Here is a 23,782-nt window from a genome sequence, read left to right on the forward strand (position 1 = left end):
AGGCGGGCGCACGGGTGACCGGATTGCGATTGATGGCGGTTCACGCCCACCCCGATGACGAAGCCAGCAAGGGCGCCGCCACGACGGCGCGTTACGCCGCCCAAGGCAACGACGTCATGGTGGTGACGCTGACGGGTGGTGAGCGGGGCGACATCCTCAATCCGGCGATGGATCGTCCCGAGGTCGCCGCGAACATTGCGATGATCCGTCGCGAGGAGATGGCCAAGGCCGCTGCCGAACTGGGCGTGCAACACCGCTGGCTCGGATACGTGGACTCGGGACTTCCGCAGGGAGACCCGCTGCCTCCGCTGCCTGAGGATTCGTTCGCACTGGTGCCCATCGAAGAGCCGATCGCCAAGCTGGTCGCGGTGATTCGGGAATTCCGGCCACACGTCATGACGACCTACGACGAGAACGGCGGATATCCGCATCCGGACCACATTCGATGCCATGAGGTGTCGATGGCGGCCTTTGACGCCGCGGCAGACCCGAACCAGTTCCCCGAGGCGGGTGAGCCGTGGACGGTCAGCAAGATCTACTACAACCACGGATTCATGCGAGCGCGTATGCAATTACTCAATGATGAGTGCAAGAAGCATGGGCACAAGGGGCCGTTCGATGAATGGCTTGAGCGCTGGCCCCCCGATGACGACACCTTCGATCGGCGGGTGACCACTCGCGTGCCGTGTGCGGACTTTTTCGATGCTCGGGACGCAGCGCTGCGTGCGCACGCCTCGCAGATCCCGCCGGACAGCAGCTTCTTCTCGGTTCCACGCGAGTTTGAGCGCCGGCTGTGGCCCACCGAAGACTTTGAGTTAGCGACATCGCGAGTGCCGACGAGCTTTCCCGAAGACGACCTGTTCGCCGGAATCGAGGCCAAATGATGCTGATGGACGCCGTGCTGGTGCTCGCCGACGAGAAGGGGCCCACCAATGTCGGACCGGATTTCGGTAAGGCCGGTCCGTTTGGTTTGACGGTTGTGGTGCTGCTGATGGTGGGCACCTTCTTCCTGATTCGGTCGATGAACGCGCATTTGCGCAAGCTGCCGGAGGCGTTCGATCCCGAACACCCCGAGGCCGATCAGGCTGCCGACGAGGGCACAGTGGGCGCAGCGGCTGAGGAGCCTCCGTCTGACACCACCGAGCAGCGGGGCGACGACCGTTAACCGCCTTTCCGAGGCAACCAGCCCATACCTGCGCCAGCACCTGGACAACCCGGTGCACTGGCAGCAGTGGACGCCAGAGGCATTGCAGGAAGCGCAGTCTCGCGATGTGCCGATTCTGCTGTCGATCGGGTACGCGGCCTGCCATTGGTGTCACGTGATGGCCCACGAGTCCTTTGAGGACGACGAGGTGGCCGCGGTTATGAATGCCGGGTTCGTCAACATCAAGGTCGACCGCGAAGAGCGTCCCGACCTGGACGCGGTCTACATGAACGCCACCGTCGCGATGAATGGGCAGGGCGGCTGGCCCATGACGTGCTTCCTCACCCCGGATGGGCGGCCTTTCTATACCGGGACCTATTACCCGAAACAGGGTTTTCTGCAGTTGCTTTCGGCGGTCCGCGAGACATGGGAGCAGCGCCGAGACGAGGTGGAAGAAGCAGCGTCAAGCATCACCGGGCAGTTACAGGCGATGTCGGGACGGCTCCCCGCCGGGCCCGGGGTGGATACCGCACTATGCGACGCGGCCATCGCCGCGATTCTGCCGGCCGAGGACGTGCGCTTCGGGGGTTTCGGTGGGGCGCCGAAGTTTCCGCCGTCATCTCTGCTGGAGGCGCTGCTGCGCGGATACGAACGCACCGGCGATGCGGCGGTGCTTGGTGTGGTGGCCAGGACCGCGACGGCGATGGCGCGTGGCGGCATCTACGACCAGCTGGCCGGAGGCTTCGCGCGGTACAGCGTGGACACGGCCTGGGTGGTGCCGCATTTCGAGAAGATGCTCTATGACAACGCGCTTCTGCTGCGTGTCTACGCGCATTGGGCGCGCCGCAGTGGCGACGCACTCGCGCGACGAATTACCGGCGAGACGGCCGATTTTCTGCTGGATGAGCTGCGTGTGGGCGACCTGTTCGCGTCATCGCTGGATGCCGATGCCGACGGATCCGAAGGCTCCACATATGTGTGGACGCCCACCCAACTCGCCGAGGTCCTTGGCCCGGAAGATGGCTCTTGGGCGGCAGCGCTTTTCGAGGTGACTCAGGCGGGGACCTTCGAACACGGCAGCTCGGTACTGCAGTTGTTGCGCGATCCCGAAGAGCAAGCAGATGTGAACCGGTGGCGTCGCGTACGCGAGACGCTGTTGACGGCGCGGCTGCAGCGGGTGCAACCCGGCCGCGACGACAAGGCCGTTACCGCCTGGAACGGGCTGGCCATCACTGCGCTCGTGGAGGCGTCGATCACCCTGGATCGAAACGATCTTCTGGATGCGGCGGCCAGATGCGCCGCCCGGCTGCTGGATCTGCATCTGCGCGACGGGCGGCTGCGGCGCGCCAGTCTGGGTGGGCAGGTGTCTGACGGCGACGGTGTGTTGGAGGACTACGGCACGCTCGCTACGGGCCTGCTCTCGCTGTATCAGGCGACAGGCCAATGGCGTTGGCACGAGGCCGCCGCTGAGCTACTGGATACCGCGCTCGACCATTTCGCCGATCCGGAATCGCCCGGTGCGTGGTTCGATGTCGCCGACGACGCCGAGCAGCTGGTACTCCGGCCGAGCGATCCGCTCGACGGCGCGACCCCGTCGGGGGCGTCATCGGTGACCGAGGCATTGCTCATCGCCGGTTACCTGCTGGAGGACTCGCGCTATCGGGAGGCGGCACACGCCTCGCTGTCGGCGGCGTCCATGGCGCTGGCGCGCGCACCTCGATCGGCCGGTCATTGGCTGGCGGTGGCCGAGGCCGCGGTCCGGGGCCCGATCCAGGTCGCGGTGGCGTGCGACGCCGAGACCTCGCCACTATTGCGACGGGCGCGGCTGGCAGCACCCGGTGGGGCGATTGTGGTTGGCGGGGTTAAGGATTCGAGCGAGCTGTTACGCGACAGGGGGCAGGTGGGCGGTGTCGACGCGGCCTACGTGTGCCGGGGTACTGTCTGCGATCTTCCGGTGACCGGGACCGAACAATTAGACGCCGCGTTGGGTCGGTAGCGTCGGCGGGCATGACCGTTACCCGCGAACAAGTTCTCGCCGTCGTCCAGAGCTACTGCGATCTGCTCACCAGTGGCACAGCCGCCGAGATCGCCGATCTGTACGCCGATGATGCGACCGTTGAAGATCCGCTGGGTGCCGACGTCCTCAAGGGGCGCGAGGCAATCCAGGGCTTCTACGCAACCATTGAGCCGCTGAACCGCCGCGGCGAGCTGAAGTTGGTGCGTGCCACAGCCAACGAGGCCGCGTTCCACTTCGAGCTGACCATCACGCATGAGCACGGCGGCATGGTGATCGCGCCGATCGATGTGATGACCTTCGATGACAACGGCAAGATCAGCTCGATGCGGGCCTTCTGGACCCAGGACGACATCAAGCAGCTCTAGTCGCCGCTCTCCTCGCTCGCCGAGTGTGAACGTTGGTGCTCACACTCGGCGGGGCAAGGTGACTAGAAGACCGCGAACCAGACCGCGATGTAGTGGCAGGTCGCGGCGATGACCGTCGCGGCGTGGAAGAACTCGTGGTGGCCGAAGTGCAGGGGCCACGGGTTGGGCCACTTCACGGCGTACAGGATGGCGCCGACGCTGTAGAAGGCTCCGCCGACAATCAGTAGCACCAGTGCCGGCACCCCGGCGCCGTGCAGCAGTGTCGACGAGAAGCCGATCGCCACCCACCCGAGCAGCAGATAGAGCGGCACTCCAACCCAGCGCGGTGCCGTCGGCCACCACATCTTGAGGACTACCCCGGCGAGCGCGCCGCCCCACACGATGGCGAGCACCAAATTGCCGTCGGCGGGTGGCATCGCGAGCATCGCGAACGGGGTATAGCTGCCCGCGATGAAGATGAAGATCATCGAATGGTCGAGTCGCTTCATCCAGGTGCGGGTGGTCTCGGATTTCCAGTTCACCCGGTGATACGCGGCGCTGACGGCGAAAACGCCGAAGACTGTCAGGCTGTAGATCGCGGTGGCCAGCCCCGCTTCCGGCGAGCGTAGCGACCAGGCCACCGACACCAGCACGATGCCCGCGACGACGGCGGTGATGCATGCGTAGAGGTGGATCCAACCGCGTGCCTTGGGTTTGACGGGGAGCGTCTCGATACCGCCGACCAGTGCGGCCATGGGTAGGGAACGCTCGGAACCTTGTGCTTCCGGTGCAAGCTGGGGGTCCCTCCCGCTTGCGGGGGCCTCATCGGTCTGCATAAGTCACAGTATCTAACCCAACTAATCCGGTTGTGAAGGTTGTGTGCAGATCTGCGTCTCGTGCACTGTCGTGGCTCGGGCGTGCGACGGGCTCGCTAGGCTGGGTTCCGTGGAGATCATCCCGCCAAGGCTGAAAGAACCGCTATACAAGCTCTACGAAATGCGGCTCCGCCAGGAGCTGGCCAAGGCGGCGAAACCGCGGCATATCGCCGTGCTGTGCGACGGAAACCGTCGTTGGGCCCGGTCGGCGGGGTACACGGACGTCAGCCATGGGTACCGGATGGGCGCCCGCAAGATCGGCGAGATGCTCGGCTGGTGTCAGGACGCCGGTGTCGAGATGGCCACCGTGTATCTGCTGTCGGCCGAGAATCTGACACGTGATCCCGAACAGCTCGGCGAGCTGCTGGAGATCATTACCGATGTCGTCGAGGAGCTGTGTTCCCCGCAGAAGAACTGGAGCGTGCGCAGCGTCGGAGACCTCGATCTGCTGCCCGACGCGGTGGCCGAGCGCATGCGTCAGGCGGTGAAGTCCGCGCCCTCGGATGCGGGTTTCCATGTCAACGTGGCGGTCGGCTACGGGGGCAGACAAGAGATCACCGATGCGGTGCGCACCCTGCTGAACAAGGAGCTGGCCAACGGCGCGACCGCCGAGCAGCTGGTGCAGAAGGTGACGGTCGAGGGCATCTCCGAGAACCTGTACACATCGGGGCAGCCGGACCCGGACCTGGTGATCCGGACATCGGGGGAGCAGCGGTTATCGGGATTCCTGCTCTGGCAGAGCGCGTACTCGGAGATGTGGTTCACCGACGCGTACTGGCCCGAGTTCCGGCGTGTGGACTTCCTGCGCGCGCTACGCGATTACGCCGCGAGAAACCGGCGGTTCGGGCAGTAGCTATCGCCTGCCCATCAACTCGTCGATCTCCGGGACTGACCACTGCGAGGATTCGGTGTGGTCGCGGTAGCCCAGCGGCGTGGGGACCTGGCGTTTGAATCGCCCGATGAAACCGCCCGCCGCGATGAATATCTGGCCGGTGATGCGTGCGGAGAGATCGCTGGCCAGATAGGCGTACAACGGTGCCACACACTCCGCAGGCGCCGGGGCAAGCGAGGCCTGCAGTGTCATCTCGTCGAGTAGCCCCCGCGTGTGCAGATCGTGGAGATGCGCGATGTACTCATCGCCCTCCGATAGCCGCGTGCGGGCGCCCGGACAGATCACATTCGCGCGCACGCCGCTCTGCTTCAACTCGGCGGCGATGGCCAAGGTCAGTCCGTTGACGGCCGCCTTGCCCGCCGGATACCCGGTGCCGCCGTAGATACCCAGGGACGCAGTCGATCCGGTGTTGATGATGGTCCCATGCCCCTGGGCGGCCATGAGCGGTGCGGCGGCGCGGCAGGTGTGGAACACGGTACCGAGATGTGCATCGATCAGTCGATGGAAGTCGTCGGGGGTGATGGTGAGAATGGAGGATCCGGCGGGCTCCGGTATGCCCGCGCAGTTGATCAGCACATCGATACCGCCGTATTCCGTCCGGCACGCCTCGATCAGGTCGGTGGCTGTTCGGTCGTTATCGGGTGCGCCGACGAACCCGACTGCTGCACCGCCTGCAGCCGTCATGCTGCGGACAGTTTCGTCGACGGCCTCTGAATGTCGGCCGTTCACGACGACATTGGCGCCGAGCTCGCTCAGCAGATGTGCAGCGGCGCGGCCGATTCCACGACTGCCGCCTACCACCACACAGGAGAGACCGCTCAATGCGGCACCGGGCAGTATGCCGTCTCGAACTTCTTGACACCGTTGATCCAGCCCGAATGGAACCGGGGGGCTTCCCCGATCCGCGAGATATCCGGCATCCGGTCGGCGATCTTGTTGAAGATGATCTCCAACTCGACCTTCGCCAGGTTGGCTCCCAGGCAGTAGTGGGCCCCCGTGCCACCGAAACCCAGATGCGGGTTGGGGTCACGGGTGATATCGAAGGTGTGCGGGTTCTCGAATACTTCCTCGTCGAAGTTGGCGGACGGATACAGCATCACCAACCGCTCGCCCGCCGCGATCGGCACGCCACTGATCATGGTGTCCTGTAGCGCGGTTCGTTGTTGGGAGATCAGCGGTGAGGTGTATCGGACGATCTCGTCGATAGCGGATGCCGGTCGGTCCTTTTTGAACAGCTCCCACTGGTCCGGGTGTTCCAGGAACGCCATCATGCCCATTGTGGTTGCGTTGCGGGTGGTTTCGTTGCCGGCAACCGACAGCATGACGACGAAGAAGCCGAACTGCTCGGGGGTGAGCTGCTCACCGTCCACGGTTCCGGCGAGCAGACGGGAAACCACGTCGTTCCCCGGACAGTCACGGCGCTGCTCGGCGAGCTGGTACGAGTATCCGAGTATCTGGGCGGCGCCGATACGCGGGTCGATCTCGACATCGGCCTCGTCGTACCCCGTCATCTGGTTGCTCCATTCGAAGAGCTTGACGCGGTCTTCCTCAGGAACACCGATCAATTCGGCGATGGCCTGCATCGGAAGCTCGCTGGCCACCTCGCGCACGAACTCGCCGTGCCCGCCCTCGAGTGCGGCTCGCACAATCCGCTCCGCGCGCTCTTCCAGGGTGATGCGCAGCGCCGCGATGGAGCGCGGGGTAAACATGCGGGACACCAGCCCCCGCAGCTGGGTGTGTTCGGGGGCGTCCTTGTTGATGAGGACCGACAGCGTGGCCTGGAACTCCTCTGGGCTGATGTGGTCTTCAAGGCGCGGGATGGCGCCCTTGCGGCCGGACGAGAAGATATCGGTGTGCAGCGAGATCTCACGCACATCACGGTGTTTGGATACCACCCAGTATCCGTCGTCGGCGAATCCGCCCACCGTGCGCGGTTGTGGATTCCACCAGACGGGCGCTTCGCGACGCAGGGTTGCGAACTCTTCGTGCGGCATCCGTTCCCCGTACAACGCGGGATCGGTGAAATCGAAGCCTTCCGGGAGACCCAGTTCCGCAGCGCTCTTCATCGCGGTCACCAGAGGGGGACCGGAGTCTTGCCGAGGGGGTAGTAGCCGGGCACCCTTTCACCCGACAGGCCGCGCTGGATGCGTTTCTGCATGCCCTCGCTGAGCTTGCCCGCCTTGATGAGGTCCATGTACACGGCCGATACATGACCGAAGTCGAAGAAGTCGCGTTGCCAATTCCATTGGCCGTTACCGGCATAACGGAACCAGCTGCCACCGATACCGCAAACGGTCAGATCGTCACTCCCAGCTCTATCATTACCGCCGGTAGCGATCTGCTTCCAGAATCCGATCACCTCGCCCTGCTTGTCGTCGACGATCACCTTCTGGTACGGGTAGGTCCAACCTTCCAGCCCCTCCATCTCCTGGCCGAGGGCGATATCGCGTATCTCGTCGATACCGACGCACATCACGTCTTCCTTGGGACCGATGTTCCATCCGTAGGTGGCATCGTTGGTATAGAAGCGTGCCAACGGTTTCCAGTCACCTGCCTTCTCGGCATCCAGGTTGGCTTGTAGCCAGTCTGCGACGACATCGTCGAGCTCTTGGCGGGGGAATTGCGGCATCGTTGACGCTCCTATTTCTCGGTGATGAACAAAGCTCGAGCGGGACATTCCTCGACGGCGCGCCCGACCTCGTCGCGCGCGTCCTCGGGGGGTTCGTGATTCAGGATTTCGACGGTGCCGCGCTTGGGCACGCGGAAGTAGTGCGGGGCCTCCAACTCGCACATGGCGTGGCCTTGGCACAGGTCGCGGTCGACATCGACCCGAAACGGCATCAGGTCCTCCGGCGGTAACGAACCTTGGCCGGCTGTGCCAGCTGCACCACCATCTTGGAGTGGTCGTTGTGGTACGAGTCGGCCGGCTGTGCCATCTCGAATTCATACTCACGCAACAGCACCGAGAAGATGGCCTTGATCTGCATGGTGGCGAAGGCGGCGCCCACGCAGCGGTGTCTACCGGCCCCGAACGGTATCCATGTCCAGCGATTGACGATGTCTTCCTGCCGCGGCTTCTCGTAGCGGTCCGGCACGAAGCCGTCTGGATCGGGGAAGTCCTCGGCGATCCGGTTCGAGACAGCTGGGGAGGCCGCCACCATATCGCCGTTGTGAATGGGGAAACCGCCCACTTCGAACTCGCCCTTGGCGACCCGCATCAAGACGATCAGCGGCGGGTGCAGTCGCAGCGTCTCCTTGAGTACATTCTCCAGCTTCGGGATCTGGCGCAGCGCATGGAAACTCACCTCGCTTCCATCCGCATACAGCTCGTTCAGCTCGTCGATGACCTGCGTCTGGATATCCGGGTGACGTAGTAGCTCGATGAGCACCCAGGAGGCGGTGCCCGAGCTGGTGTGGTGCCCGGCGAACATCATCGAGATGAACATGCCGGTGATCTCGTCGGCGGTGAAGCGGGGATTGCCGCTCTCGTCCCTGATCGTGATCAGCACGTCGAGCATGTCGCGCTGACTCTTATCGGTCGGGGGATTGGAGATCCGGCTGTTCATGATCTCTTGAACCAGTGCTACCAAGCCTTTTCGCGCCTCATCGCGCTGGCGGAAGCTCTCGATCTCCAGGTACGGGTCGACATAGCACAGTGGATCGGTGCCCTGCTCAAGCTGGTGGTACAGGTGGGCGAACCTGCCGTCGAGCTCATCGCGGAACTTCTTGCCGATCAAGCAGGCCGAGGAGGTGTAGATGGTCAGCTCGGCAAAGAATTCGAGGAGATCAATCTCGCCGCTCTCACCCCAGTGCGAGATCATTTGGCGGACTTCATTTTCGATGGTGGTCGCGTGCCCCTTCATCTGTTCACCGCGCAGCGCCGCATTGTGCAGCATCTCCTTGCGGCGTTCCGGGTCCGCGTCGAAAACCACACCCTTGCCGAAGATCGGCGTCATAAATGGGTACGCCTCGGCCTGGTCCAGATCCTCGTCACTGGAGCGGAAGAAGAACTCGTTGGCCTCAGCGCCGGAGAGGAACACCACCTGCTTATCGGCGAGCTGGAAGGTGCCGACGTTTCCGCATTCCTCCCGGATGCGTTTCATCAGCGCGATGGGATCGGTGCGGAACTCCTCCAGGTGCCCGTACTGGTCTTCGCCGCCGGATACCCGGGGAACGGTGCTTAGTCCCGAGTCGCTACGCTCCTGCCCTCCGATCGGGGTCGTCGTCATGACGGCATTCCTTCCTCACCGAGTTCAAGTTTCTGTTTGTCCGCCGGAGCGCCCTTCAGCGGTGCTTCGGGCTGCACTTCCATCTCTGCGATATGTGCGCCCCTGGGAGTTTCGGCCACGAAGGCCACCGCACGGGCGATATCGGAGGGGCGCAGGAAGTAGGAGTGACGCGCCTGGCCCCAGGACTTCCAGTCCTCCAACATGGGACCGACTTGTTCGGCGGAGAGCTGCCAGCCCATCGATGTGAGGGTGGGACCGGGATGCACGATCGATGCGCGGACTCCGGTGCCCTCCAGCTCCATGCGCATGGTGTTGACCATCGCGAGCAGCGCCGCCTTGGCCGCACCGTAGGCACCCATGTGCGGGCGCTGATGCAGCGCGACATCGGACCCGATGAACACCACATCGCCGCGTTGGCGGGCCACCATATCGGGCACGATCGCGGTGGCGAGCCGGTTGGCGCCCAGCAGGTGCACCTGGATCTGGGAGGCGAAGATATCGGCGCTCATCTCATGCACCCGGCCGGGGTACATGTCTCCAGCCCCGGATATCAGCAGGTCGATCTCGCCCAGCGCGTCGATACTCTGTCCGACAAACGATTTCACGGAGTCCGCATCGGTGACATCCAGTGGGAACGCAACGGCCTCTCCGCCATCGGCCTGGATCTTCTCGACGAGCTCGGTCAACTTGTCCACGCGGCGGGCGCCTAGCGCCACCGGGAATCCGCGACCCGCCAGTTCAGTTGCCGCGGCCGCCCCGATGCCGGAGGAGGCACCGGCGACGATGGTTGGGCGACGGTCCGGGTGTGGGGCAAATCGCGGCATCAGGTGTCCTCCCTCAATTGCACAGTGATGGGCAGATAGGCGAATCCGCGGACATTGCTGGAATGCACACGCACGGAGTTGCTTTCGTCGATCTCGTAGTGTCGTATCCGGGTGAACAGCTCGGTCAAGGCGACCTTGGCCTCCATCCGCGCCAGGTGTGCGCCGAGGCAGAAATGCGCACCACTGCCGAAACTCACGAGCTTGGAGCCGATCTCGCGACCAATTCGATAGTCGTCGGCATCCTCGAACACTCGATCGTCGCGGTTGGCCGATCCCGGCAGCAGCAGCAGGATGTCACCGGCGGGGATGGTCTTGTCGTACAACGTCATATCCTCGGCCACGGTGCGCGCGAGGATCTGGCTGGAGGTGTCATAGCGCAGCGATTCCTCCACCCACAGCGGTATCCGCTCGTGATCTGCGTAGACGCCGGCGAGCTGATCGGGATTGCGGTGCCCCCAGTAGGCGGCATTGGCCAATAGCTTGGTGGTCGTCTCGTTGCCGGCGATCACCATCAGGAAAAGGAAGGCGAGCACCTCTTCGTCGGTCAGTCGGTCGCCGTCGATTTCTGCCTGCAGCAGAGCGGAAGTCAGATCGTTTGAGGGCCGACGTCGCCGCTCTTTGACCATGTCGATGTAGTAGCGCATCAGGTCGAAGGACGCCTGAATGGCCTCGGGTGGCACATCGGCCAGGCCGTCCTCACGGTGCATGACGCCATCGGCCAGCTCCCGGATGCGGGTGCGGTCGGCCTCGGGCACCCCCATCAGCTCCGAGATGACATCCATCGGCAGCTTGCCGGCATAGTCGCCGATAAAATCGAAGCTTTCCGACTGTAACGCGGTGTCCAGATGCGTACGCGCCAGCTCGACGACCCGGCCTTCGAGTTCACGAATTCTTCTGGGAGTAAACCCCTTTGACACCAGGGTGCGTAGTCGAAGGTGCTCGGGATCGTCCATGGCCAGAAACGACATCACCAGCTTTGCATGCGGCCCGAAGGAGGCCTTGTCCATGGAGACGCCGTTGGCATTGGACAAGGCCTCGCTGTTCCTGAACCCCTGTAAGACATCCTGATGTCGCGACAGTGCCCAGAAGTTCAGGTCGTCATTGCGATATAGCGGGGCTTCGTCACGCAATCGCCGGTAGTACGGGTACGGGTCTTCGTGAAAGTCGTAGTCGTACGGGTCGAACACCAACGAGGACGTATGAGCGGCCGTCATGAGCGCTCTCCCAACATGAGATCCACCACGAAGGTGAGTTTGTCGGCGATCTGGTGATAGGTGAAGGTGCCGCTGCCTGCATGCATGAGTGCGCCGAAGAACGTCATTTCAAGGGCCGAGACCACGCGCGGATCAGCATCTGGGCCCATCGCGGAGCGGATCCTGCGGTGGATTTCCAGGCCGATCTTGTCGCGTACGGCATGCACCGGTTCGTCGTTGTTGCTGAGTAGGGCAGTGGTGCAGCCAGTCGCGATCTCGGGTTCGTCGGCAACCACCAGCGCCAGGCTCCGCAGAGTCTTGGTGACGCGGGCGGCCTGGCTGTCGTTGACGTCGGTGAAGTAGGGCGCCTCATGGATGAGGTCGAGGTAGATCTCGGCGACCAGATGACTCTTAGAAGAGAAGTACGTGTAGGCGGTGGCAGCCGCGACCTTCGCGCGGGCGGCGACACCACGGATTGTCATATCCGCGTACGTGGTCTCACCGAGCATCTGTCGGCCCGCGGTGACGATCTTGCGGATCGTCTCTTCCTGCCGCCGATTTCGGGGCGCACTATCTGTGAGGGGTACCGCAACTTCACTGGACACTTGTCCAGATTATCGCGGGCGACGGGTTCCGGCAAGATGCCAAGTGAAAAATGCTGTACAACAGCAATTATTTGATGTGAAAGGAATGCGGTCTTGCCATGTTGGGATCTATCTGGTTATCGTTCATGGGTAAGGAATGGACAGCTGTCCAGATTTCTGGAATGAGGTGACGATGGCACTCCTGGCCGATGGTGAAAGCGATCTATTCATCGACGGAAAGCTGGTTCCCGGAGGTGCCGGGCGGTTCCCGACGATCAACCCGGCTACCGAAGAGATATTGGGCACCGCGGCCGATGCGGACAGCGAGGACATGAGCCGCGCGATTGAGGCGGCACGTCGTGCGTTCGACGGCACCGACTGGTCTCGGGATGTGGGGTTGCGCGTGCAGTGTCTCCGTCAGCTTCGCGACGGGATGAAGGCTCATATCGAAGAATTGCGGGAACTGACCATCGCGGAGGTGGGCGCACCTCGGATGCTGACCGCCGGAGCGCAACTCGAAGGACCGGTAGATGACCTGCGGTTCGGGGCCGACACCGCCGATTCCTTTGATTGGAACGCCGATCTCGGTGTTGCCTCGCCCATGGGTATCAAAACCCAGCGCACCCTCGCACGCGAGGCCATTGGTGTGGTCGGGGCCGTAACGCCGTGGAACTTTCCGCATCAGATCAACCTCGCCAAGGTGGGCCCGGCGCTGGCCGCCGGAAACACCTTGGTGCTCAAGCCCGCCCCGGACACCCCGTGGTGCGCGGCGGTGCTGGGGCGAATCATCGCGGAGCACACCGATTTCCCACCGGGCGTCATCAATATCGTCACGTCGAGTGACCATCGAATCGGTGCGCAGCTGTCGACGGATCCCCGCGTGGACATGGTGTCGTTCACCGGATCGACGGCCACCGGTCGCGCGGTGATGACCGATGCGGCGGCCACCGTCAAGAAGGTGTTCCTGGAGCTCGGGGGCAAGTCGGCGTTCATTGTGCTCGATGACGCGAACCTGGCCGCGGCGTGTTCGATGTCGGCATTCACGGCCGCGATGCATGCCGGCCAAGGATGCGCCATCACCACCCGACTGGTGGTGCCGCGTGCTAGATACGAAGAGGCGGTGCAGGCTGCCGCGGCGACTATGGGGTCTTTGAAGCCGGGGGATCCCACCAGTCCGGGAACGATCTGTGGTCCGGTCATCTCGGCGCGCCAGCGCGACCGGGTTCAGTCCTATTTGGATCTGGCTGTCGCCGAAGGTGGTTCGTTCGCCTGCGGCGGTGGGCGGCCAGAAGGTAAGGACCGGGGATACTTCATCGAACCCACCGTCGTCGCCGGTCTTACCAACGACGCGCGGGTGGCGCGCGAGGAGATCTTTGGGCCGGTACTGGTGGTCCTGGCCCATGACGGTGACGACGACGCGGTGCGGATCGCCAACGATTCACCGTACGGACTGTCCGGCACGGTGTTCAGCGGGGATGACGAGCGTGCGGCGCGGGTGGCATCCCGGTTGCGGGTGGGGACGGTGAACGTCAACGGCGGTGTCTGGTACTCCGCAGACGCACCCTTCGGCGGATATAAGCAATCGGGTATCGGCAGGGAAATGGGTGTGGCCGGTTTCGAGGAATACCTGGAAACCAAAGTCATTGCGACGGCTGTGAAATAGGAGGATCAAAGGTGATTTCGACTGGGCAGTTTCAGGACAAGGTTGCCATCGTCACCGGCGCCGCACAGGGCATCGGTGAGGCGTATGCGCTTGCGCTGGCCCGGGAGGGCGCGGCGGTGGTGGTGGCCGATATCAACGTCGAGTTGGGCGAAGGCGTCGCCAAGCAGATCGTCGCCGACGGTGGCAAGGCCATCTTCGCCGGTGTCGATGTGTCCGACCCCGAATCGGCAATCGCCATGGCAGACAAGGCGGTCTCCGAGTTCGGCGGCATCGACTACCTGGTGAACAACGCCGCGATCTATGGCGGCATGAAGCTCGACCTGCTGCTCACGGTGCCCTGGGACTACTACAAGAAGTTCATGAGTGTGAACCAGGACGGGGCGCTGGTGTGTACGCGCGCCGTGTACAAGCACATTGCCAAGCGCGGCGGCGGCGCCATCGTCAACCAATCCTCCACGGCCGCATGGCTGTACTCGGGCTTCTACGGGCTGGCCAAGGTGGGCATCAACGGCCTTACCCAGCAGCTGTCCCGTGAGCTGGGTGGACAGAAGATCCGCATCAACGCCATCGCGCCGGGACCCACCGATACCGACGCCACCCGAGGCACGGTGCCGGAGCAGTTCCGCAACGAGCTCGTCAAGAATATTCCGCTGAGTCGCATGGGTACCGTCGACGACATGGTGGGTATGTGCCTGTTCCTACTGTCGGACAAGGCTTCCTGGATTACCGGCCAAGTGTTCAACGTCGACGGTGGACAGATCATCCGGTCATGAAACTTGGATACATCGGCCTGGGAAACATGGGCGCGCCCGTGGCCCAACGACTTGTCGACTGGCCCGGCGGCCTGACCGTTTTCGATCTGCGGCCCGAGGCGATGGCGCCCCTCGTCGAGGCGGGTGCGCGAGCGGCTGACGGCCTCGCGGACATTGCGGAGGCCGACCTCATCAGCGTGACGGTGCTGAATGACGCACAGGTAAGGGAAGTCGTTGCCGCCATTGCTCCGAAGGCGAAGCCCGGCACCATTATCGCGATCCATTCCACCATCAGCGACGCGACGGCCGTTGAACTGGCACAGTGCTGGTCGCCGCACGATATTCACGTTATCGACGCACCGGTCAGCGGGGGCGCGCCTGGCGCGCACAAGGGTGAGCTTGCCACCATGGTCGGCGCCGATGACGAGATCTTCACGCGTATCAAGGAGCCGTTCTCGAAGTGGGCATCGCTGGTGATCCATGCCGGCGCTCCGGGTGCGGGTACACGGATGAAGCTGGCGCGTAACCTCTTACACTTCGTTGCCTTCACCGCGGCGGGTGAGGCGCAGCGCCTGGCCGAAAGCTGCGGCCTGGACATCACTGCTCTGGGCAAGGTGGTCAGGCACACGGATGCGATCACCGGCGGGCCGGGCGCGATCATGCTGCGCGACACCACGGCACCGGTCGATCAGGACAGCTTCTGGAACCCGATCTTCACCCATGTGCGGGGCCTCGGCGAGAAAGATCTCAGCCTGGCGCTGGCACTGGGTGAGGAGATGTCGGTCGAGCTGCCGTTGGCGGCATTGGCCCGTGAGCGGCTGGCGGCCAGTCTCGGTGTGCCACATGCTGTGCCATCTAGAGAGGGAGAAGTTAATGGATGAGCTGCGTCGTAAGGGCCTCGACAAGATGAAAGAGGTCTACGGCTGGGATATGCCAGACCTGCCCGGCGACTATTTCAAGTACACCGCCGACCATCTCTTCGGGACAATTTGGGATCGCCCCGAGCTCTCGATCCGTGATCGCCGGCTGTTGCTCCTCGGCGCGGTCAGCGCCTTGGGGCTCGACGAGATCCTGGAGATCCAGACCAGCGCGGCGCTGAAGAACGGCGAGCTCACCGACGCCGAGCTGCGCGAGGTGGCCCTGTTCATCACGCACTATGTCGGGTGGCCGCTGGGGCAGCGGGTCAACAAGCATGTCGAGATGGCTATCGCCAAGCGTGCCAAGAAAGACACGGAATCCTCCGGTGACTAGCCGATTCTCCGGGTTGTCTCGGGAACAGCTGGCAGTTCTGGTTCCGGAGCTGCTGCTGATCGGTCAGCTGATCGACCGCTCCGGAATGGCTTACTGCATACAGCATTTCGGCAGGGAGGAGATGCTGCAGGTCGCCATCGAAGAGTGGGCGTCATCCAGCCCCATCTATACCCGGCGCATGCAGAAGGCATTGCGATTCGAGGGTGACGACGTGATCACCATCTTCAAAGGCATGCAGCTCGATATCGGTGCGCCGCCACAGTTCATGGATTTCCGGTACACCGTGCATGACAAGTGGCACGGGGAGTTTCACCTCGACCACTGCGGAGCGTTGCTCGACGTGGAACCACTCGGGCCCGAGTACGTAACGGGCATGTGCCATGACATCGAGGATCCCACCTTCGATGCGACGGCCTTTGCCACCAACCCGCATGCCCAGGTGCGGCCGATCCACCGCCCGCCGCGCACACCCGCGGACCGGCATCCGCACTGCGCGTGGACGGTGACAATCGATGAGTCATATCCCGCGGTGTCCGGGATCCCCGCCCTTGATGTTGTCGGCGGATCTGTGGCCGCCGGTTGGGAATTGAGCGATATCGACACCTCCGATGAGGGGGCCTCCGACTACTCGGGGCCACTGCTGTCCGATCTGGACTTCGGTGCCTTCTCGCATTCGGCGCTCGTGCGAATTGCCGACGAGATCTGTCTGCAGATGCATCTGCTGTTCCTCGGGTTCTCGATCGCGGTGCGCAAGCGCGCCGAGGTGGAGTTGGCAAGAACGGTGTGCACCCAACAGCTCATCGGACTCGCTGGCGTCGCGGCCGCGCGGATCACGCAGGCGTTGCAGCTGCCCGGCGGGATCGAGGGTGTGCTGCGGGTGCTCGAACTGCATCCGCTGCTGAGCCCTGTCGGATATGTGAACGCCGAGATTGCAGGCGGTGAGCTTCATGTATGGAGGTCGCCCGCTCACGAGGAGCAGGCGTGGATCTCGCTGTGTGGGCCGTCCGAAACGCGGCCGTTGCAAGCCATCGCAACTGCGGTCGATCCGCATATCCGCGTGGAGGTTTCGGGAGATGCTGAGGATTGGGTGGCCTCGTTCGTTGAGCATGAGGGTGTGGACAGGCAGCTGCCGGAGGTGATGATCGCCAATGTCAGTGGGGGATCGAGGTTCACTTTCGAGCCTCGCAAGTCGCTGCCGCTGACGGTGGTGTAGCACCAAATCCTCGCCGAGATGACATCTATGCGGTGGATTCGCTCGTGATTCCCAGCGTCAATGTCATCTCGCGGGAACCTGTGGCATTGTCTGTGCGTTGACGAGCAATGCCCGCTGCTCTGGATGAATTCGACCGCCAGCTCGCCCGATTGACCGACCTTGGGTATCCGGTCACCGATAGCGTTACCCGCCTGCGGCCGTTGGTGGAGGGCCTGCCTGCCTCGACCGTTAACCCCGAGGATCACATTCCGTTCCTTCTCGTCGTCACCGGGACCAGTTATGAGCAGACGGCGCCGTTGATGACTCTTAACGGACGCAGCGGATTTCACGTCATGGATGACGGTGACGTCGACGTCTACCGATCAATTGTGGATATCCCTTCTGGCGCATACCTGCTCACCGATATCGACACCGGTGGCGAGTTCTGCAACGTCACACCGGAGACGGCCCTGGAGGCGATCACCGCCTGTGGGCGTTCCCCGCTCACGATTGACGAGGGCATCGCGCTCGTGACGGCGCGGCCGGACATGCTGCGCAAGAACAAATGTTTCTCGCTGGCAGCGTCGCGTGGGAAGGGGCAGCGGGTGCCGGCGATCTGGATTTCCGATAGGCGCCCGAAACTCGGATGGTGCTGGGACCGGAACCCGCACACCTGGCTGGGCACGGCCTCGGGCGGTGCACGGGTAGTCCCGTAGCTCCGGGGTCCGGCACCTGTCACACTGATAGTGATGGTGGCGATGTCGGCACTGGTGTTCGGACTCAGCTGGTGGCTGGGTCTGTACTTACTCGCGCGCAACCCCCGCAAGCCGGTGCTCGCCCTCGCGGCCGTCGGGCTGATCGGCTACTCACTCGTCGTCGCACTGGACGCCATTCGGGTAACTCCCGGATCCGATGCCGAACTCCTTGGTCGTATCGAGGTCTTCACGGCGATCGTCCCGAGCGTCGCCTGGTTGATGGTGCTGCTCGAACTCACCAACAACGGCGATCGCCGGCGTGACCGTGCGGCCATCGCGGTGCCCGCCTTGGTGCTTGCCATCGCGATGCTGGTTGGTGCGACGATGGCCGGCACCATCGAAGGTCCCGCCACGCTGGGGCATTGGATCATGTTCTGTGCCAGCGGAACCGCAGCCGTTGGGGCGGCGATTCTGCTATTCCGGCGCCGCGCGTCGATACCCGGTTCAGCACGTGGCGTCGTCCTGGTCGCCACCATGTTCTTCACGCTCGGCGACGCTCAGCTGATCATTCCGCTCGGCATCCTGCCGAGCTGGCTGGCATTGGCCTCGACGGGCTTCGACCTGGTGCTGCTTGGTCTGGGCGTTGCACTCTGGGACGCCTTCGACGAGGGGCAGGCACTGCGCGCCGATATGCTGCGCTCCTTCGTTGCGTCGATCCTCGTCGGCGCACTGTTCGGCGCCCAGGCCATGATCGGTATGGCCGTTGTGGGTCAGTCGGTAGCTCTGGTGGTGCTGCTGTTCACCAGCGTCGGCCTGGCCATCTGTATCCAGGTGCAATCGGGTCCATTCGCCGACTTGCTTGATCGCATGGCATTCTCGCGTTCCCCGCAGCTGCGCCAGGAACGCTCCGAGCTGCGCAGCACCGAGGCGGCCTTGCCGCTGAAGTCGGCATCGCCCATCGAAGGTGTCGACGACGAGACGTTCACCCGGCTCACTCGCCGTGCGCTCAGTCACTATGGCGATCTCGCCAAACTCGTCGCCAGCCCGCTGGCTTCGCTGCCGGTCATCGGCGAGCGCCTGGGCGGCCGTGGCGCTTCTGATCAACCCGTCGAACGCGCCAACGAACTCAGAGCGGTTCTCGCCGAATCCATCTCACGGCTCAAGCCGCGGGAGGAAGGGGACTTCGGTGTCACCGATCAGTGGCGTTATTACAACGCCCTGTACTTCCCCTACGTCATGGGCGTGCGGGCTTATGCCCAGGGCGCGACGGCGGCGGGGTTGGACCCGGTATCGCGCCAGGCGTGGCAGTGGTTGGTCACCGAGGTTCCGCAGCGGTCATTGCACAACTGGCAGAACGCTGCCGCCAAGTTGATCGCGGCCGATCTGCGCGCACAGACCGTGGCTGACGGTCTTCGCGTAAGCGGCTCATCGCCGTCCAATGGTCTTCGCGCAAGCGGCTCATCCGTGTCACCAGGGTCGCGGTAGCCGTCCTCGCTCCCGTCGCCATCCGTCATGACTGCCGGGATGCCATCGCCACGATGTCGGGATGAACGGCCACACCAGCGGCACGGCGCGCGACAGCGCGCGGTAGGCCGTCTCGTCTGCCATGTTCCACCGGATCCCAAAACGCTTGCGCACCTGGGGTGGCAGGCCGCCGTAGATGGTCAGTCGCAACGGCGGCGCCAACGCTGCGCGTATCGGTACGGTCGGCAGTGCCAACCGAGCAGCGGGTTTGAGTAACGGTGACACCGGCAGATACGGCGACTGGCTCATATCCGGGACAGTGCGTCTTTCGATGACCTTCATCAGATAGTCCGCCGCCGGGTTGGGGGCCAGTACTTCGTCGCAGTACCGATCCCATTCCTCTTGGAATGCTGCTCGATTCGGCGGTACTGGCTGCTCGCTCATCGCGTACCGCCGATACCACTCGACCCCCTCCTGGTAGAGCTGCTCACGCTCTGCATCGCTGAGCCGGTGGGACGAGTAACGGTCCACAGTTTGTTCGACCATCACCTGGAAGGTCGCGTGCGCCCACCAGAAGGTCGTCGGATTCAACGCGTGATAGCGGACCCCGTCGGGCTGGATCCCCTTGATATCGCGGTGAAAGTCGCGCACTTTCGTGCCGGTTCCGGCCGCGGGGTCGTCGTACACGGTGCCGAGGATCGGAGGCAGCGAGCGGAATACCCGGTCGACGGGGTCTTCGAAGAAGTTGGAGTGCTCGATCAGGGCGTAGCCGATCGCGGGATCCATCGTTTGCAGCAGCCCGGCCGTGCCGCCGGTGAATGCGATACGCATATCACCAGCCCAACGCCACAACAATGAGCGGGGGCCGAGCTGTGCACCGGGCGCGACAGAGATGACATCTGCTGTTGTCATCTTTAGATGATGGCACACACCGCGACGAACTGGCAGGAATTGGCAGTGCGGAATGTCGAGATGGCAGTGCATAAGAGGCAATGTCGGTGGTGTCAGGTTCATCGACGCACCTCAAGGAGCCGCAATGTCCATCGCATCAGAAAACGCGTCAGTACTTCGCACACGATTCGCTCAACCCGACTCACTTCTGCGATTTGGAATCGGGTTCGACGGCATTGCCACCGGATCGGTTGCCGTCGTACTGCTGATTGCTGCGAAATGGCTTGTCGAGCCGCTCGGACCCTCGCTGGGATTCCAGGTGGCACACGCCGCCGCCCTCATCGGGTACGGGGCCGTGGCGTACGCATTGAGCCGGGCAGACACGTCGAAGCTGGGGACCATCGGCATCGTCTACATCGTCGGTAACCTGCTGGCCACCGTCTTGTACGTGGCGGTGGGTGTCATGAAATGGGTGCCGCTCACCACTGTGGGGGTAACCCTGGCGATAGTTTTCGGCGTCTACACCGCCGTCATGGCGGACATCCAGTTCCTCGGACTACGGCGCCTACGCTCCGCGTAGCCGCCCATATGCTCACCCGCTGAGAGTGAGCCGGTGCCGGGTCACCCATTTGGTGGCCCGGCACCTTTCATGTTTAGACCGGTGCCAGCGGTAGACGCAGTGCGCCCGGGGCGGCCCCCGGAACCGTCGGGTGTTGGGGCTGTACGGGTGCGATGTGCTGGTACACCGATCCCAGCTCTGGGCGTGGATCGGCCTCACCGTTGTTGGGCCAGAACGCCATTGCACGTTCGGCCTGAGCCGTAATGGTGAACGACGGGTTGACGCCGAGATTCGCCGAGATCGCCGACCCATCGATCACATGTAGCCCCGGATAGCCGTAAATGCGCTGGTAGGGGTCGATCACACCGGTCTCGGCGGAGTCACCGATCGGGCAGCCGCCGATGAAATGTGCGGTGAGCGGGATGTTGATCGAGTCCAGGTGCGTGCTGCCCGCGTACCCGTCGACCTTCTCGGCCATCCGGCGTGCCACATCATGGGCGACCGGGATCCAGTCCGGATTCGGTTCTCCCGAGCCCTGTTTCGTGGTCATCTTCTTGCCGAACAACCCGGGCTTGAGGTACGTGGTCAGCGAGTTGTCCAGTGATTGCATCACCAGCACGATGATCGAATGCTGCGCGGCGCGGTACGGGAACATGGAGCGGAACATCATGCCGGGATGGAGCATGTTGGCCAGCCAGGTTCGTGCGAAACGCCATGGACCGCCGTCAACCATGTTGGTGCCCAGCATGCTCAGGAAGGTGGAACCCGGCCCATAACGGCACACCTCGACGTGGGTGTTGGCCTCGGGATGGATCGAGGAGGTGATGGCCACGCCCTGGGAGAAGTCGTCCCTCTTGGGTGAGTAGACGATGGGCACCTCTTCGGAATTGGTGCGCGCCTGCTCTCCGAGCCGCTCCGATAAATTGGGTAGTGACCCAGTGTCTTTCAGCTGGTGTAGCAGCCGCTGGGTGCCCAGCGAGGCTGCGGAGAACACCACGTGGCGCGCGGTGAAGTCCCGCTTGTTCTTACGGAACCAGCGCCCGGTCTGCTTGGTGCTGACGGTGTAGCCTTTTGCTCCGTCGAGCGGGCGCACATCGAGAACCTGAGTAAGCGGATGAATCTGTGCACCAGCATGTTCGGCCAGATACAGGTAGTTGGTCTCGGTGGTGTTCTTGGCGTTGTGCGGGCATCCGGTGAAGCATTGCGCGCACCCGATGCATCCGGCGCGATCTGGGCCGGCGCCGCCGAAGAACGGGTCGGGCACCGTCTTGCCGGGCTCATCGCCGAAGAACACGCCCACATTGGTGGGGTGATAGGTGTCCTCGACACCTAGATCCCTGGCCACCGCCAGCAGCACATCATCGGGCGGTGTGGTGTGCGGTGTCTGTACCACCCCGAGCATCCGGCGGGCCTGGTCGTAATAGGGGGCGAGCTCGGATTTCCAGTCGGTGATGTGTGCCCACTGCGGATCGGTGTAGAACCTCTCCAACGGCTCGTACAGCGTGTTGCCGTAGATCAACGAACCGCCGCCGACACCCACCGCGCTCGCGATGAAGGTCTTGCCCAACACTGTCAGTCGTTGCGGGCCGTAACAGCCGAGCCCAGGTGCCCACATGGCCTTGCGCACATGCCAGTTGTTCGGGGGAAAGTCCTCGGGTTTCCAGCGTTTTCCCATGTCCAATATGCCGACTCGGTATCCCTTTTCGGTGAGGCGGAGGGCCGCAACGCTCCCACCGAAACCGGACCCGATGACGACTACGTCGTAGTCATAGTCCATGCGGTCAACCTACTGGTTGGTTGCCGCCGATGCACCGTAAATCAGGACGCGGCTTCTAAAGCCGCGCGCATCTTCTCGTGGATCGCATTGATGGCCTGCAGCGGGCGGATCATGACCTTGAATTCCACGATCTTCCCGGCGTCGTCGCAGGTGATGATGTCGACTCCGTTGATGTACTTGCCGTCGATGGTCGACTCGAATTCCAACGCTGCGGTGTTCCCGTCGAGGACTTCTTTGACGTAGTGGAAGTCGCTTTCGGGTCCGGCAAGGGTCGCGAACGCGGCCAGCAGGTACATCGTGGTGATCGCCTTGCCGCGCTGCGGCGTGAACACCACGGGGGAGTGGAAGACGACATCCTCGGCAAGCAGCTCGTTAAGGGCCTCTGGGGTGGCGCCGGAGATGATGCCGTGCCAGGTTTCAACCACGTTGTTGATCATGAGCCGAATATACCATTCGGTCTACTTTGTGCACGGCGGCTACAGCTTGCGCAGACGCAGCCGGTTGATGGAGTGATCGGCATCCTTGCGTAGCACCAGCGTGGCGCGCGGGCGGGTCGGCAGGATGTTCTGCAACAGGTTCGGCAGGTTAATAGAATGCCAAATCTCCTGTGCGGCAAGGGTTGCCTGCTTATCGCTCAGTTTGGCGTAGTGGTGGAAGTGTGAGGACGGATTGGCGAAGGACGTCGAACGCATTGCCAGGAACCTGGAGATGTACCACTGTTCGATGTCCTCGATGCGGGCATCCACGTAGATCGAGAAGTCGAACAGATCCGAGACCATCAGGGTCGGGCCGGTCTGCAGTACGTTGAGGCCCTCGAGGATGAGGATATCCGGTTGCTGCACAACGTGTTTCTCGTTCTTGATGATGTCGTACAGCAAGTGCGAATACACGGGCGCACAGACTTCATGCGCGCCCGATTTTACCTCGGTGACGAACCGCAGAAGTGCGCGCCTGTTGTAGCTTTCCGGAAAACCCTTGCGGTGCATGATGTTCCGCCGGGAAAGTTCGGCGTTGGGGTAGAGGAAGCCGTCGGTGGTCACCAGATCCACCCGGGGATGGTGGTCCCAGCGCGCCAATAGTGCCTGCAGCACGCGGGCGGTGGTCGACTTGCCGACGGCCACGCTGCCCGCGACCCCAATGACGAAGGGGACCAGGCGGTCCGGGTGCTGGTCCCCGAGGAAAGTGGCGGTCGCCGCGAACAGTCGCTGCCGCGCCGCGACCTGAAGATGGATGAGACGGGCCAGTGGGAGGTATACCTCGGCGACCTCGGTGAGGTCGATTTGCTCGCCCAGGCCGCGCAATCCGAAGAGCTCTTCCTCGGTGAGGACCAGCGGGGTGGCCTTGCGCAGCGCACGCCACTGTTTCCGGTCGAACTCCACGTAGGGGCTCGGCTCGCTCAGCCGCGGCATGAAGCCAAGTCTTACAGGAACCGTCCG

General features: G+C 63.3%; 26 protein-coding genes. 13 read left to right on the top strand and 13 right to left on the bottom strand.

Going from position 1 to position 23,782, the window contains the following annotated elements:
* The first annotated feature begins 14 nt into the window (after window positions 1-14).
* From mca to MLB1_RS22295, 4 genes are read left to right on the top strand one after another with little or no spacing between them, the layout of a single operon-like run.
* A complete protein-coding gene (gene mca / locus MLB1_RS22280; RefSeq protein WP_180752034.1) occupies window positions 15-884 on the top strand; it encodes a mycothiol conjugate amidase Mca in 870 nt (289 codons plus the stop codon).
* Window positions 881-1,165, top strand: coding sequence for a hypothetical protein (locus tag MLB1_RS22285; protein ID WP_180752035.1), 285 nt, complete (start codon window positions 881-883; stop codon window positions 1,163-1,165). The genes mca and MLB1_RS22285 overlap by 4 nt, the downstream gene beginning before the upstream one ends.
* Window positions 1,131-3,140, top strand: a complete 2,010-nt coding sequence (locus tag MLB1_RS22290; protein WP_180752257.1) for a thioredoxin domain-containing protein — start codon at window positions 1,131-1,133, stop codon at window positions 3,138-3,140. The genes MLB1_RS22285 and MLB1_RS22290 overlap by 35 nt, the downstream gene beginning before the upstream one ends.
* 11 nt (window positions 3,141-3,151) lie before the next feature.
* Window positions 3,152-3,526: a nuclear transport factor 2 family protein gene (locus MLB1_RS22295; protein ID WP_180752036.1), complete on the top strand. Its 375-nt coding sequence runs from the start codon at window positions 3,152-3,154 to the stop codon at window positions 3,524-3,526.
* A gap of 62 nt (window positions 3,527-3,588) precedes the next feature.
* Here the strand turns inward: MLB1_RS22295 and MLB1_RS22300 are convergent, their stop codons facing one another.
* Window positions 3,589-4,341 carry a hemolysin III family protein gene (locus MLB1_RS22300; protein ID WP_180752037.1) on the bottom strand — a complete coding sequence of 251 codons (753 nt, stop codon included), beginning with the start codon at window positions 4,339-4,341 and terminating at the stop codon, window positions 3,589-3,591.
* A gap of 109 nt (window positions 4,342-4,450) precedes the next feature.
* Here MLB1_RS22300 and MLB1_RS22305 point away from each other — a divergent pair, with 109 nt between their 5' ends.
* The gene (locus MLB1_RS22305) at window positions 4,451-5,233 is read left to right on the top strand and encodes an isoprenyl transferase (protein ID WP_180752038.1); all 783 of its coding nucleotides are present in this window, start codon (window positions 4,451-4,453) and stop codon (window positions 5,231-5,233) included.
* On the opposite strand, the gene MLB1_RS22310 is transcribed toward MLB1_RS22305, so the two are convergent.
* The 8 genes from MLB1_RS22310 to MLB1_RS22345 are packed head-to-tail and all read right to left on the bottom strand — an operon-like array spanning window position 5,234 to window position 12,123.
* The gene (locus MLB1_RS22310; protein WP_180752039.1) at window positions 5,234-6,094 is read right to left on the bottom strand and encodes an SDR family oxidoreductase; all 861 of its coding nucleotides are present in this window, start codon (window positions 6,092-6,094) and stop codon (window positions 5,234-5,236) included.
* The gene (locus MLB1_RS22315; protein ID WP_180752040.1) at window positions 6,091-7,338 is read right to left on the bottom strand and encodes a cytochrome P450; all 1,248 of its coding nucleotides are present in this window, start codon (window positions 7,336-7,338) and stop codon (window positions 6,091-6,093) included. Before MLB1_RS22315 ends, MLB1_RS22310 begins: the two co-directional genes overlap by 4 nt.
* 5 nt (window positions 7,339-7,343) lie before the next feature.
* Window positions 7,344-7,901 carry a nuclear transport factor 2 family protein gene (locus tag MLB1_RS22320; protein WP_180752041.1) on the bottom strand — a complete coding sequence of 186 codons (558 nt, stop codon included), beginning with the start codon at window positions 7,899-7,901 and terminating at the stop codon, window positions 7,344-7,346.
* Between the two features lie 11 nt (window positions 7,902-7,912).
* Window positions 7,913-8,113 (bottom strand): ferredoxin, encoded by a 201-nt coding sequence (locus MLB1_RS22325; protein ID WP_180752042.1) that lies wholly within the window; start codon window positions 8,111-8,113, stop codon window positions 7,913-7,915.
* On the bottom strand, window positions 8,113-9,501 hold the full coding sequence (locus MLB1_RS22330) for a cytochrome P450 (RefSeq protein WP_180752043.1): 1,389 nt from the start codon (window positions 9,499-9,501) through the stop codon (window positions 8,113-8,115). Before MLB1_RS22330 ends, MLB1_RS22325 begins: the two co-directional genes overlap by 1 nt.
* On the bottom strand, window positions 9,498-10,325 hold the full coding sequence (locus tag MLB1_RS22335; RefSeq protein WP_180752044.1) for an SDR family oxidoreductase: 828 nt from the start codon (window positions 10,323-10,325) through the stop codon (window positions 9,498-9,500). The genes MLB1_RS22330 and MLB1_RS22335 overlap by 4 nt, the downstream gene beginning before the upstream one ends.
* The gene (locus MLB1_RS22340; protein WP_180752045.1) at window positions 10,325-11,539 is read right to left on the bottom strand and encodes a cytochrome P450; all 1,215 of its coding nucleotides are present in this window, start codon (window positions 11,537-11,539) and stop codon (window positions 10,325-10,327) included. The genes MLB1_RS22335 and MLB1_RS22340 overlap by 1 nt, the downstream gene beginning before the upstream one ends.
* Window positions 11,536-12,123, bottom strand: a complete 588-nt coding sequence (locus MLB1_RS22345) for a TetR family transcriptional regulator (RefSeq protein ID WP_180752046.1) — start codon at window positions 12,121-12,123, stop codon at window positions 11,536-11,538. Before MLB1_RS22345 ends, MLB1_RS22340 begins: the two co-directional genes overlap by 4 nt.
* Window positions 12,124-12,295: 172 nt before the next feature.
* Here MLB1_RS22345 and MLB1_RS22350 point away from each other — a divergent pair, with 172 nt between their 5' ends.
* From MLB1_RS22350 to MLB1_RS22380, 7 genes are all read left to right on the top strand, one after another.
* Window positions 12,296-13,765 carry an aldehyde dehydrogenase gene (locus MLB1_RS22350; RefSeq protein WP_180752047.1) on the top strand — a complete coding sequence of 490 codons (1,470 nt, stop codon included), beginning with the start codon at window positions 12,296-12,298 and terminating at the stop codon, window positions 13,763-13,765.
* A gap of 14 nt (window positions 13,766-13,779) precedes the next feature.
* The gene (locus MLB1_RS22355) at window positions 13,780-14,538 is read left to right on the top strand and encodes an SDR family oxidoreductase (RefSeq protein WP_180752258.1); all 759 of its coding nucleotides are present in this window, start codon (window positions 13,780-13,782) and stop codon (window positions 14,536-14,538) included.
* Window positions 14,535-15,398 (top strand): NAD(P)-dependent oxidoreductase, encoded by an 864-nt coding sequence (locus tag MLB1_RS22360; protein ID WP_180752048.1) that lies wholly within the window; start codon window positions 14,535-14,537, stop codon window positions 15,396-15,398. Before MLB1_RS22355 ends, MLB1_RS22360 begins: the two co-directional genes overlap by 4 nt.
* A complete protein-coding gene (locus MLB1_RS22365) occupies window positions 15,391-15,768 on the top strand; it encodes a carboxymuconolactone decarboxylase family protein (RefSeq protein WP_180752049.1) in 378 nt (125 codons plus the stop codon). The genes MLB1_RS22360 and MLB1_RS22365 overlap by 8 nt, the downstream gene beginning before the upstream one ends.
* Window positions 15,761-16,981, top strand: coding sequence for a hypothetical protein (locus tag MLB1_RS22370; protein WP_180752050.1), 1,221 nt, complete (start codon window positions 15,761-15,763; stop codon window positions 16,979-16,981). The genes MLB1_RS22365 and MLB1_RS22370 overlap by 8 nt, the downstream gene beginning before the upstream one ends.
* Window positions 16,982-17,088: 107 nt before the next feature.
* The gene (locus tag MLB1_RS22375) at window positions 17,089-17,676 is read left to right on the top strand and encodes a DUF5701 family protein (RefSeq protein ID WP_180752051.1); all 588 of its coding nucleotides are present in this window, start codon (window positions 17,089-17,091) and stop codon (window positions 17,674-17,676) included.
* Between the two features lie 33 nt (window positions 17,677-17,709).
* Window positions 17,710-19,140 carry a hypothetical protein gene (locus MLB1_RS22380; protein WP_180752052.1) on the top strand — a complete coding sequence of 477 codons (1,431 nt, stop codon included), beginning with the start codon at window positions 17,710-17,712 and terminating at the stop codon, window positions 19,138-19,140.
* Here MLB1_RS22380 and MLB1_RS22385 read toward each other — a convergent pair.
* A complete protein-coding gene (locus MLB1_RS22385; RefSeq protein ID WP_180752053.1) occupies window positions 19,123-20,031 on the bottom strand; it encodes an oxygenase MpaB family protein in 909 nt (302 codons plus the stop codon). The two genes, MLB1_RS22380 and MLB1_RS22385, sit on opposite strands and share 18 nt — an antisense overlap.
* Before the next feature lie 124 nt (window positions 20,032-20,155).
* Here MLB1_RS22385 and MLB1_RS22390 point away from each other — a divergent pair, with 124 nt between their 5' ends.
* Window positions 20,156-20,590, top strand: a complete 435-nt coding sequence (locus MLB1_RS22390) for a hypothetical protein (RefSeq protein ID WP_180752054.1) — start codon at window positions 20,156-20,158, stop codon at window positions 20,588-20,590.
* Window positions 20,591-20,663: 73 nt separating this feature from the next.
* Here MLB1_RS22390 and MLB1_RS22395 read toward each other — a convergent pair whose 3' ends face one another.
* Genes MLB1_RS22395 through coaA form a run of 3 tightly spaced genes read right to left on the bottom strand, consistent with a single transcriptional unit; the run spans window position 20,664 to window position 23,755 of the window.
* Window positions 20,664-22,346, bottom strand: coding sequence for a GMC family oxidoreductase (locus tag MLB1_RS22395; protein ID WP_180752055.1), 1,683 nt, complete (start codon window positions 22,344-22,346; stop codon window positions 20,664-20,666).
* A gap of 41 nt (window positions 22,347-22,387) precedes the next feature.
* Window positions 22,388-22,783, bottom strand: coding sequence for a nuclear transport factor 2 family protein (locus MLB1_RS22400; protein ID WP_180752056.1), 396 nt, complete (start codon window positions 22,781-22,783; stop codon window positions 22,388-22,390).
* A 39-nt stretch (window positions 22,784-22,822) separates the two neighbouring features.
* A complete protein-coding gene (coaA, locus tag MLB1_RS22405; RefSeq protein ID WP_180752057.1) occupies window positions 22,823-23,755 on the bottom strand; it encodes a type I pantothenate kinase in 933 nt (310 codons plus the stop codon).
* Window positions 23,756-23,782: the final 27 nt, after the last annotated feature.

This window comes from Mycobacteroides sp. LB1 (assembly GCF_013449725.1).
Lineage (GTDB): Bacteria > Actinomycetota > Actinomycetes > Mycobacteriales > Mycobacteriaceae > Mycobacterium.